Below are 11,321 nucleotides of genomic sequence, written 5' to 3'. Positions count from 1 at the left end.
GATGGTGTTCGCGGCGGGTCTCGGGACGCGCATGCGGCCGATCACCAACGTCACGCCGAAGCCGCTCGTCAGAGTCGCTGGGCGCGCGCTGATCGACCGCGCGCTCGACGATCTGGAGCGCGCGGGGGTAGAGACGGCGATCGTCAACGTCCACCATCTGGCCGATCAGATCGAGGCGCATCTCGAACGCCGCCGCGCGCCGCGGATCGTGATTTCCGATGAGCGCGAGACGCTGCTGGATCAGGGCGGCGGCATCCGGAAAGTTCTTCCGCTTCTGGGCGACGATCCCTTCTACATCTGCAATACGGACGCCTTCTGGTTCGGCGCGCCGCGCTCCAATCTGCTCGCGCTCGCGGGCGTCTGGGATAGTGCGCAGATGGATGCGGCTCTGCTGCTCGCGCCGACGCAGGGCAGCGTCGGCGTCGATTGGGACGGCGATTTCGATCTCTCGCCCGAGGGCAGGATCATCCGCCGCGCCGGGCCGAAGCCATATGTCTATTCCGGCGTTGGTCTCATCAAGCCGCAGCTCTTCGCGCAAGAGACGCGTGAGATCTTCAAGCTCGCGCCGTTTCTCTTCGAGGCGGCGGAGAAGGGCCGGCTGTTCGGCGTCGTCTCGGAAGGACTGTGGCTGCATGTCGGCGCCGTCGCCGCCATCGAGGACGCGGAGAGGGCGATCGCCGCCGCAGGGGGGTGAGCTTGGGCGTCAAACGCAGCGTCTTTACCATCGCTCCCGGCGCGCCCTTTCTCGCGACATTCGTCGAGGCGCTGCTCGCCGGCCGGATCATTCCGTCTTTTTCTCGCGAAACCGCGCCGCTGGATATGGCGCGGGCGACGATCTATGTGCCCACGCGTCGCGCGGGACGCGCACTGGCGGCGGAATTCGCGAGAGCAATTGGAACAGGCGCGACCTTCCTGCCGCGGATTCTGCCGCTCGGCGGCCTTGAAGAGCAGGAGACGGCCGCCGTTTTCGGCGAATTCGACGCTGATTTCGAGTACGCGGCGCGCCCGCAGATCGAAACGCTGGAACGCCGCCTGCTTCTTGCGCAGCTCGTTTCCCAGTGGTCGCAATCCGTCGGCGGCGCCATTCTGTCGGCGGACGCCGAAGGCCATTTCGATCTCGACCACGAAGAAGCCTTTCTGGTCGCGTCGTCGCCCACCGGCGCTTATGCGCTCGCCGCCGAACTCGGGGCGCTGATCGACGAATTCGTGATCGAGGACGTCGATCCAAACGCCATCCGCGACGCGGTCGACGACGAGTCTTTCGACAAATATTGGGCGATCACCACAGCCTTCCTGAGCATTGCGCTCGACGGCTGGCTGAAAGTGCTCGACGAGCAGGGACGCGTCGACGCCGTGGGTCGGCGCAAGCGGCTAATCGAAGCGCAGATCGAGGCATTTCTGGCTGCGGCGGATCATCCGCCCGTCATCGTCATCGGTTCGACAGGCGCGCAGCCGACGACGGCGCGACTCCTCTCCGCCATCGCGTCGCTGGATTACGGCGCGGTCGTTTTGCCCGGGCTCGACAAGGATATGGACGAGACCGCGTGGGCTCATGTGGGCGAAGGCGAGGGAGATCCCGCCTACACCCATCCGCAGACGGTGCTCAAGCGTCTTCTCGGCGAGATGAAACTGAAGCGCGATGATGTGTGTGAATTTGCGACGCTCCCATCGCCGCTCGCGGAGCGTCGCATGCTCGTCTCGCAGGCGATGGCTCCGGCGGGCGCCACGGCGGCATGGCGCCTCTTTCGACAGGACAACGCCGGCTGTTTCGACGCGGCGCTCGATGGCGTCACGCTTTCGGAGGCGCCCGACGAGCAGATGGAGGCGCTGACCCTCGCGCTCTTCCTGCGCGAGGCGCTGGAAACGCCCGGCCGCACCGCCGCGCTCGTCACGCCCGACCGCGCTATCGGGCGGCGGGTCGCGGCCGAGTTGCGGCGCTTCAACATCGAGGTTGACGATTCCGGCGGCGCCTCTCTCGCCGCGACGCGCGTCGGCGCGCTGGCGCGGCTCGTGGCGGGGATCGGGGCGCGGGGCCTCGACGCCGTCGCGATTTCCGCCTTGCTCAATCACCCGCTCACGCGCTTCGGCCGTCCGGCGGAAGAGATCGCCGAGCTGGCGCCGCTTGTCGAAGCCGGCGTGCTGCGCGCGGCTCCCTCTGTCGGCGGAAGCTATGCGAAAGCGGTCGCCTCGGCGCGCGAGGCCGCCCAGGGCGCGCATGCGCATCCGGCGGCGCGGCGCATCGCCCCGGACCAGTGGGCGAGGATCGAGGCGCTCGTCGCTGACGTCGAAGCCGCTTTGGCGCCGTTTCGCGCCTGTGAGGGCAAGGACGACCTCAAGACGTTCGCCCTCGCGCATCGCGCCGCCTTCGAGGCGGCGACGGCGGGGACTGAGGCCGACGAAGATGATGGCGCGCTGGCGCTGTTCGATCTCTTCGACAGACTGTCGCGCGCGCCGGCGCCGCCGGGCTTCAACGCTTCAGCCTATGCCGCGCTGTTCGACAGACTCACCTTCGAGACGACATTGCGCGGTCCGCGTCGCGCGCATCCGCGTCTCAAGATCCTCGGCGTGCTGGAAGCGCGACTGATGGACGCTGACGTCATGCTGCTCGCCGGGCTCGATGAAGGCGTCTGGCCTCCGCAGACGGAGACGGGCGCCTTTCTCAACCGCTCCATGCGCGCGCAACTGAATCTGTCGCCCCCCGAGCGGCGCATCGGCCAGAGCGCGCATGACTTCGTGATGGCGCTGGGCGCGGAAAGAGTCGTGCTCAGCCGCGCCGCGAAGCGCGACGGCTCGCCGACGGTTCCGTCCCGTTTTCTCACCCGCCTTCAGGCGCTCGCGGGCGAAGAAACAATCGGCAAATGTCGCGGGCGCGGCGCGCGCATGCTCGACATCGCGGCGGCGCTCGATCAGCCGCTTCCCTCGGAAACGGTCGCGCTGCAACGTCCGGCGCCGACGCCGCCTGTCGCTCTGCGGCCCACCCGGTTGAGCGTCACGCGCATCGAGACGTTGCGCCGCGATCCTTACGCGATCTTCGCGGAGCATATTCTCAAGCTGAAACCGCTCGCGCCACTTGGCGTCGATCTTGGCGCGCGTGAGCAGGGCACGGCGATTCACGCGGCTCTGGAAGCCTTCGTGCGCGCCTTTCCAAAGGGCGCTCTGCCAACTGACGCACGCGAGAAGCTGCTTGGCGTCGCGCGTGAGACATTGCAGGCCTTTTTCGCCGATCCGGCCTTTTGCAGTTTCACCTGGCCGAGGCTGATCGAGGGCCTTGATCACGCGCTCGCCTTCGAGCAGGAGCGGCGCGAGCAGGCGTGCGACATCTTCATGGAGGCGTCGGGCGCGTGGACCCTTTCCCTCGCGGACGGCTCGCGCTTCCACCTGACGGCGAAGGCCGATCGCATCGAGATTGATCCGGCGGGGCAGGCTTGGCTCTATGATTACAAGACTGGCGATGTGCCGACGCGACCGCAGGTTTTCGTCGGCTGGGCGCCGCAACTGACTCTGGAAGCGGCGATGGCGCAGGCCGGCGCCTTTTCCGAAATCGGCGCGCATCCGGCCGCGGGGGCCGCCTATGTCGGCCTCAAGAATGGCGGCAAGACCCAGACGCTTCAATGGAAGGAGCTCAGCTTTCCGGATGTTGTCGCGAAGCACGGCGCCGAGCTTGTGAACATGTTGTCGCAATATCGCGACCCGAAGACGCCTTATCCTTCACGTCCCTATGTCGCGCTGGTCAAACATGAGGGCGATTTCGATCATCTGGCGCGCGTGAAGGAATGGGCGCGTGGCGGCGGAGACGAGGCGTGAGCGATCGTCCTTACCTGACTCAGACCGTCCTGAAACAGCGCAAGGCCTCCAATCCCGACGCCTCCGCCTGGGTTTCCGCGCATGCCGGGTCCGGCAAGACCTATGTGCTGACGCAGCGCGTCCTGCGGCTCCTGTTGCAGGGCGTGCGGCCGTCGCAGATCCTGTGCCTGACCTTCACCAAGGCCGCCGCGGCGAACATGTCGACGCGCATTTTCGACAGGCTCGCGACATGGGCGGTGCTCGACGACGACGCTCTCGCGAAGCAGATCGCCGATACTGGCGCTCCATCGCCTACGGGCAAGGAGCTGGATTTCGCGCGAAGCCTTTTCGCGCGCGCGGTGGAGACGCCGGGCGGCCTCAAGATTCAGACGATCCACGCCTTCTGTGAAAAGCTGCTGCATATCTTTCCGTTTGAAGCCAATGTGCCGGCGGGCTTCAAGGTGCTCGATGACGCCGGGCGCGCCGAATTGCTCGAACTCGCACGCGCCCATGCGATCGAACAGGCGATGCGCGACGCTGGCGCGCTGCATGACGCGCTGACCCGCGTCGCGCAGGAAACGACCGCAAGGGATTTCGGCAGGCTTTGCGACGAACTCTTGCAGCAGCGGAGCGCGCTGGCGGCGGCCTTCGACGAGGAAAGCTACGCCGAGCGACTGCGCGTGCGGCTGGGCCTGAAGGCGGATGAAACGCTTGCCGATATTGAAGCGGAGATCATCGACGGACGCGCGGCTTGGCCGGAGCTGGTGGCGGCGCTGCGTCTTGGCTCCAAGAATGATTGCAAGCTCGCCGACCATCTGGCCCGCGCTCTCGAGCGTGCGCCCCACCGGGATTGTATCGAGAGTTATCTGTCGGTCTTCTTCACCCAGGACGGCGCGCCGCGCGGGGGTGAAAAAGGCGCCATCATCACAAAGCCCCTGCAAAAGGCGGCTCCCGATCTCCTCGATGAACTGGAAGCCGAGCGGTCCCGTCTCATGCGGCTGATCGAAAAGCGAAAGGCGGCGAGCGCCGTGGAGCGTTCGCTGGCGCTGGCGAGCCTTGGCGACGCCATCCTCTCGGAATACGAACGCGCGAAGCGCTATCGCAACGTGCTGGATTACGACGATCTGATCGAAGGCGCGCGGCAATTGCTCAATCGTTCGGAGCCGTCATGGGTTCTCTACAAGCTCGACGCGCAGATCGACCACATCCTGCTTGACGAAGCGCAGGATACGAGCGCGGCGCAATGGGAGATCCTGGCCGCCGTCGCCAGCGAATTCTGCGCGGGCCTCAGCGCAAGGGGAGGCAAGCGCAGCTTCTTCGCCGTCGGAGACGACAAGCAGTCGATCTTCTCCTTTCAAGGCGCTGCCCCGGAAAAGTTCGACGCCATGCGGCGCGATTTCCAGAAGAAATTCGAAGGCGCCGGCAAATCCTTCGAATATGTGCAACTCGTGCAGTCGTTCCGTTCGGCGCCGGGTGTGCTCGCGGCGGTCGACGCCGTCTTCAATTTCGCCGGCAATGGCGACGGACTGACCTGTGACGTCGAGCGCCGCACGCTCGAGCATGAGTCGACCAAGCCGCATGTCCTGTCTCTGGTGGAAGTGTGGGAGCCGATGGGGCCGCTCGACAGGGTCGAGCCCGAGGACTGGCGGCTGCCGCTCGATTATGCGAAGGCCTCCGATCCGGGCGAGCGGCTCGCGCGCAAGATCGCGGCGAAAATCAAGGCGCTGATCGCGCCGGGAAGCGGCGAATCCGTCGAAGGCGAGCATGGACCGCGCCCCGTGGAGGCGCGCGACATCCTCATTGTCGTGCGCAAGCGCGGCGCCTTTTTCGAAGCCCTCATCCGCGCGCTCAAGGCGGAGGATGTGCCGGTGGCGGGCGCCGACCGTCTCGATCTCGCACGCCATATCGCCGTCAATGATCTCGTCGCGCTCGGCCGCGTTTCGCTGCTGATCGAGGACGACCTGACTCTGGCGACGGTGCTGAAATCGCCGCTTGTCGGCTTGGATGACGACGATCTGATCGCATTGGCGCCGGAGCGGGCGGGCTCTCTCTACGATGCGCTCGCGCAATCTCAGGAACCGCGCCATCGCGCCGCCGCAGCAAGGATCGACGCGTGGCGCGGGCAGGCGAGGTCACTGCCGCCTTATGAGTTCTACAATCTGCTGCTCGGCGCGGGCGGCGGACGGCGCCAGCTCGTCGCGCGTCTGGGGCCTGAGGCGAATGACGCGATCGACGAATTCCTGCGGCTGGCGCTGTCGTTCGAGCACGACGAGTCGCCGTCGCTGACGAGCTTTCTGGCGATGGTCGAAAAGCTCGATCTCTCGATCAAGCGCGACATGGAAGCCGCCGGCGCCGCCGTGCGCGTGATGACCGCGCACGCCGCCAAGGGCCTCGAGGCGAAGATCGTCTTCTTGCCGGACACCTGCGGCGCCCCGGCCGGCAAGCATGATCCGAAACTCTATGTGCTCGGCGACGACTCTGCTCCCTCGCTGGTCTGGTCGCGCGGCAAGGACAACGACCCGGCCGTGCTCGCGCAGGCGCGGGAGGATCGCCGCAAGGCGGAGACGGCCGAGCATCGGCGCCTGCTCTATGTCGCGATGACGCGCGCCGAAGAGCGCCTTTATGTCTGCGGCTATCACGGGAAGACTCCGCCGCCGGAGGGGTGCTGGCACAGGATGATCGCCGATGCGCTCGAAGGAACGGGCGAGAAGCGCGACGATGCGGACGGCTTCGTGCTGAGCTGTGGCGGCGTGCCGCTTCGGCGCGATCTCGCGCAGGCGACGCGTCCGGCGGACGCCACGGCGATTCCGGCTTTTGCCCGGACGCCCGCGCCGGACGAACAGACGCCCGCGCCGCCCGTGCGCCCATCGAGCGCCCTCGCCGGCGCCGATGTGTTGGCCCCGTTCGACGACAGCGGGCCAAACCGGCGCGATGCGGCGCGGGCGCTGATCGGGCGGCTGACCCACGCGCTGCTGCAACACTTGCCGGCCTGTCCCGGGGAGCGCCGCATGGAGGCGGCGCGGCGGTTCGTCGAATTGCGCGGCGCCGCGCTCGACGGCGCTGCGCAGGACGACATTGTGACGGCCGCCCTGCGCGCGCTCGAGGATCCGCGTCTGGCGCCGCTGTTTGATCCGCGCTCGCTCGCCGAGGTCGATGTCTACGCCGCGCTTGGCGTGGGGTTCGAGGTCTCGGGCCGCATCGATCGCGTCGCGGAGACGGAAGAGGACGTGCTGATCGCGGATTTCAAGACCGGCCGCCCGCGCCCGGCCCCGGACGCCGCGCAGCTTCGCCAATTGGCGCTTTATCGCGCCGCGCTGCGTCCGCTCTATCCGCGAAAGCGGCTGCGGTGCTTCCTCGTCTTCACCCGCGACGCCTCCGTCATCGAGGCGTCGGACGCGGCGCTCGACGAAGCTTTCGCCCTGGCGGCCGGGCGCGCGGCGGGGCGGGCTATTTAGGCTGAAGGTCGGGATCGGCGCGGCGGCGCCAGAAGCCGAGCATCAGCGTCGTCGTGGTGAAGGCGATGGGTCCGAGGATCAGCCCGGGCGGCCCGAAAAGCTGAAGGCCGCCGAGCATGGCGACGAAAGCGGGGGCGGTGTGCAATCGCAGCGTTTCGCCGACGAACATCGGCCGCATGACATTGTCCGCCGTCGAAATGACGACCCCGCCCCACAGGCCCAGCGCGATGGCGTCCGCCCAGCGATCCTCGACAGCGAGATAGATCGTCGCCGGGATCCAGATGACGAAGGAGCCAAGCACGGGAATGATCGAGATGACGGTCATCACCACGGCCCAGAGGGCGGGCGAGGGAAAACCCAGCCACCAGAAGGCGACGCCGCCGAGCGTTCCCTGAAGCACGGCGACCGCGAGCGTGCCGTAGATCGTGGCGTAGATCGTGTCGCGCACCCGAACGATGATTTTGCCGGTTTCGATCCTGGAGAAGGGCGAGACGCGCACCAGCGCATCAAGCGCGGCGTTGCGGTCCCGCAGGAAGAAGAACAGCATATAGAAGGCCAGAACCATGGTGATGATCTGGCCTGTCGACTGCTTCAGGAGCGAGGCGCCGACATTGGTGACGAATTCGCCGCCGCGCGCGGCGATCGTCGGCACGTCGATTTGCGCGCCGAGCCAGCTCAGCCAGGGGTGCGCGTCCAGAAACGTCGTCCACTTGCCGTCGCCGATCGCCCTCTGGACGTAATCGACGCCAGCGAGCGCCTCCTGGATGAGCCGCTGGCCTATGAACAGCAGAGGCGCGACGATGATCAACGCCACGACCGCGACGGATATCGCCGCCGCCGAGTTGGGGCCGAGAAACGTCTCGAACCAGCGGTGCGGGCGGATGAAGACGACCGCCAGCACCAGCGCCCATGTCAGGCTCGCAAGATAGGGTTCGGCGACGAGCGCCGTGATGACGACGAAGATGAAAGTGAAGCCGAGTCGCGCCAGCAGGAAAATGTCGATCGGCTCGCCGGGGGTGAAAGCCTCGCCGACGCCTTCGGTCTTTTGCGGTTCGGTCATCCTCGCCCCGTGCTTCGCCCGACTTAGATAAGGCGGCGGCTACGCGGGCAAATGGTCTTTCTCTCTCTTGCGCGTCGCGGAGAGTGGGATTTTCAGAAATTGCACTCCTTCGGCAGATCGCCGTCGGACCAGTCAGCGAGCTTCATCGCGGGCGTCTTCACGTCGATCGCCTTGCCGTCCTTCTTGCCCTTGCCGGACAGGAAATTCAGGTCGCAGCTATGGCCGGACTCGGGGGCGAGCGTGTCATAGGCTTCGCGCGTGAGGCCGGCCACGATGAACTGCCTGTTCCGATAGACCACGGTGAGGGTCTGACTCCAGCGGTCGCGCCCGGCGCCGCTATTCTCCGACTTGATCAGCAAGGAGCCCTTGGCGCTCGTTTCGAGCGACGGGCGCGAGCCCCATATGCCGCCGTCCCAGGCGGCGTCCTTTTTCACCAGCGCCGGCTTCGGGGCCTTTCCATCGCTCGCGCTCTGGAGATCGAGATAGATGTAGAGGTCCGAGCTCGAGTCGCCATTGGCCACGAGCACGGCGCGGTCGGTCTCGCCATTTTCGAAGGAGAAGGTTTCGGCGTCGAGGATGCGCGAGTAGTCGGGCTCCGCCTGCGCGGCCGCTGCGGCGACGAGCATGGCGGTGACGAGGGCTGTTCTGAACATGTTGCGATCCCCCCAAAGGAAAAAGCCGCCCGACAGCGTCGGGCGGCTCCTGTTCTACACGCGAAGGCGCGGACTTGGCTATTCCGCGTCCGCCGCATTGGCGGCTTCGCGCTCGGCCTTTTCCTTGGCTTCGAGGTCTTCGCCGGTCACCTGATCGACCGCGCGCATCGAGAGGCGGACCTTGCCGCGATCGTCGAAGCCCAGCAGCTTCACCTTGACGCGATCGCCTTCCTTCACCACGTCGGTCGTCTTCGCAACGCGCTGCTTTGAGAGCTGCGAGATGTGGACGAGGCCGTCCTTGGCGCCGAAGAAGTTGACGAAGGCGCCGAAGTCGGCGGTCTTCACCACCGTGCCCTCGTAGATCATGCCGACTTCCGGATCGGAGGCGATCGACTTGATCCAGTTGATCGCCGCCTTGATGGAGTTGGCGTCGGCGGAGGCGACCTTCACCGTGCCGTCGTCCTCGATGTTGATCTTGGCGCCGGTCTTTTCCACGATCTCGCGAATGACCTTGCCGCCCGAGCCGATCACGTCGCGGATCTTGTCGGTGGCGATCTTCATGGTCTCGATGCGCGGCGCGAATTCGCCCAGCTCCGCGCGGGAGGTGGTGATCGCCTTGGCCATCTCGCCGAGAATGTGAATGCGCCCGTCCTTCGCCTGGGCGAGAGCGACGCGCATGATTTCCTCGGTGATGCCGGCGATCTTGATGTCCATCTGCAGCGAGGTCACGCCGTTGGACGTGCCCGCCACCTTGAAGTCCATGTCGCCGAGGTGATCCTCGTCTCCGAGAATGTCGGAGAGCACCGCGAAGCGCTCGCCTTCGAGAATGAGGCCCATGGCGATGCCCGCCGTCGGCGCCTTGAGCGGCACGCCGGCGTCCATCAGCGCGAGCGAGGTGCCGCAAACGGTCGCCATGGAGGACGAGCCGTTCGACTCGGTGATCTCCGAGACGACGCGCAGCGTGTAGGGGAACTCCGCCACCGCCGGCAGCATCGGACGAATGGCGCGCCAGGCGAGCTTGCCGTGGCCGATTTCGCGGCGGCCGGGCGAGCCCATGCGGCCCGTCTCGCCGACGGAGTAGGGCGGGAAGTTATAATGGAGCAGGAAGCGCTCCTTGTAGGTGCCCTCGAGCGAGTCGACGAACTGCTCGTCTTCCGCCGTGCCGAGCGTCGCGACGACCAGCGCCTGCGTCTCGCCGCGCGTGAACAGCGCCGAGCCATGGGCGCGCGGCAGGACGCCGACTTCAGAGACGATTGGACGCACGGTCTTCACGTCGCGGCCGTCGATGCGAACGCCCGTGTCGAGGATGTTCCAGCGGACGACCTTGGCCTGAAGCTCCTTGAAGACCTCGCCGACCTGCTCCTTGGTGAAAGGCTGCTCGTCGCCTTCGGGGAAGAGTTCCGCGAGCACTTTCGCCTTTACGCCGTCGACGGCCGCGTAGCGATCCTGCTTGACGGTGATCTTGTAAGCCTGGCGCAGCTCGGCCTCGGCGATCTGGGCGACGCGCGTCTCGAGCTCGGAGCGATCCGCGAGAACCAGTTCGCGCGGGTCCTTGGCGGCGCGCTCAGCCAGCCGGATGATCGCGTCGATCACCGGCTGGAAGCCGCGATGACCGGTCATGACGGCTTCGAGCATGGTCTCCTCGGAGAGCTCCTTCGCCTCCGATTCCACCATCAGCACGGCGTCCTGCGTGCCGGCCACGATAAGATCGAGGTCCGAAAGCTTCATCTCCTCGATTGTCGGATTGAGCTTGAGCTGCCCGTTGATGTAGCCGACGCGCGCGCCGCCGATCGGGCCCATGAAGGGCACGCCGGAGAGGGTCAGCGCGGCCGAGGCCGCCACCATCGCCAGAACGTCGGGATCATTTTCGAGGTCGTGCGAGAGAACGGTGATGATCAGCTGCGTGTCGCAGCGATAGCCGTCCGGGAACAGCGGGCGGATCGGGCGGTCGATCAGGCGGGAGACCAGCGTCTCGCGCTCGGAGGGACGTCCCTCGCGCTTGAAGTAGCCGCCCGGAATGCGGCCGGCCGCGAAGGCCTTTTCCTGATAATTGACGGTGAGCGGGAAGAAGTCCTGTCCGGGCTTCGGCGCCTTGGCGGAGACGACAGTGGCGAGAACCGTGGTCTCGCCCCAGGTGGCGACGACCGCGCCATCAGCCTGGCGGGCGATCTTGCCGGTCTCGAGGACGAGCTTGCGCCCGGCCCAGTCGAGTTCTTCGCGGTGGATTTTGAACATGCTTGGTCTTTCTCGTGATGAACCCGGCGGTTCGTCATGAGCAAGACGGCGAGAGGCTGTGGACGCGCTTGTCTTTTGTCTTCGTTCGCACAGCGTCCGGCGATCCTGCCATGACGTGGTTCGCGCGGGCGGGCG

Annotated in this window: 6 protein-coding genes; 3 read left to right on the top strand and 3 right to left on the bottom strand. The window is 66.5% G+C overall.

The window, feature by feature from the left end; genetic code table 11:
* The first annotated feature begins 1 nt into the window (after window position 1).
* Genes ACR652_RS22160 through addA form a run of 3 tightly spaced genes read left to right on the top strand, consistent with a single transcriptional unit; the run spans window position 2 to window position 7,238 of the window.
* On the top strand, window positions 2-694 hold the full coding sequence (locus ACR652_RS22160) for a nucleotidyltransferase family protein (RefSeq protein WP_434508868.1): 693 nt from the start codon (window positions 2-4) through the stop codon (window positions 692-694).
* Window positions 691-3,804: a double-strand break repair protein AddB gene (addB, locus tag ACR652_RS22155; protein WP_434508641.1), complete on the top strand. Its 3,114-nt coding sequence runs from the start codon at window positions 691-693 to the stop codon at window positions 3,802-3,804. The genes ACR652_RS22160 and addB overlap by 4 nt, the downstream gene beginning before the upstream one ends.
* Window positions 3,801-7,238 (top strand): double-strand break repair helicase AddA, encoded by a 3,438-nt coding sequence (addA, locus tag ACR652_RS22150; protein WP_434508640.1) that lies wholly within the window; start codon window positions 3,801-3,803, stop codon window positions 7,236-7,238. The genes addB and addA overlap by 4 nt, the downstream gene beginning before the upstream one ends.
* Here addA and ACR652_RS22145 read toward each other — a convergent pair.
* The 3 genes from ACR652_RS22145 to pnp all read right to left on the bottom strand — a co-directional run bounded on the left by ACR652_RS22145 (window position 7,231) and on the right by pnp (window position 11,186).
* Window positions 7,231-8,298, bottom strand: a complete 1,068-nt coding sequence (locus tag ACR652_RS22145; RefSeq protein ID WP_434508639.1) for an AI-2E family transporter — start codon at window positions 8,296-8,298, stop codon at window positions 7,231-7,233. The two genes, addA and ACR652_RS22145, sit on opposite strands and share 8 nt — an antisense overlap.
* 92 nt (window positions 8,299-8,390) lie before the next feature.
* Window positions 8,391-8,951 carry a hypothetical protein gene (locus ACR652_RS22140; protein WP_434508638.1) on the bottom strand — a complete coding sequence of 187 codons (561 nt, stop codon included), beginning with the start codon at window positions 8,949-8,951 and terminating at the stop codon, window positions 8,391-8,393.
* A 78-nt stretch (window positions 8,952-9,029) separates the two neighbouring features.
* Window positions 9,030-11,186, bottom strand: a complete 2,157-nt coding sequence (gene pnp, locus ACR652_RS22135; RefSeq protein WP_434508637.1) for a polyribonucleotide nucleotidyltransferase — start codon at window positions 11,184-11,186, stop codon at window positions 9,030-9,032.
* Window positions 11,187-11,321 lie beyond the last annotated feature (135 nt).

Source organism: Methylocystis sp. (genome assembly GCF_051061225.1).
Taxonomy (GTDB): domain Bacteria; phylum Pseudomonadota; class Alphaproteobacteria; order Rhizobiales; family Beijerinckiaceae; genus Methylocystis.
Note: the sequence above shows the minus strand (reverse complement) of the source record. Positions and strands in the feature narration are given on the sequence as shown.

What these genes read in the sequence shown, in the direction of transcription:
- ACR652_RS22140 (WP_434508638.1), bottom strand. Translation starts at nt 8,951, where the DNA reads ATGTTCAGAACAGCCCTCGTCACCGCCATGCTCGTCGCCGCAGCGGCC.
- ACR652_RS22145 (WP_434508639.1), bottom strand. Translation starts at nt 8,298, where the DNA reads ATGACCGAACCGCAAAAGACCGAAGGCGTCGGCGAGGCTTTCACCCCC.
- ACR652_RS22160 (WP_434508868.1), top strand. Translation starts at nt 2, where the DNA reads ATGGTGTTCGCGGCGGGTCTCGGGACGCGCATGCGGCCGATCACCAAC.
- pnp (WP_434508637.1), bottom strand. Translation starts at nt 11,186, where the DNA reads ATGTTCAAAATCCACCGCGAAGAACTCGACTGGGCCGGGCGCAAGCTC.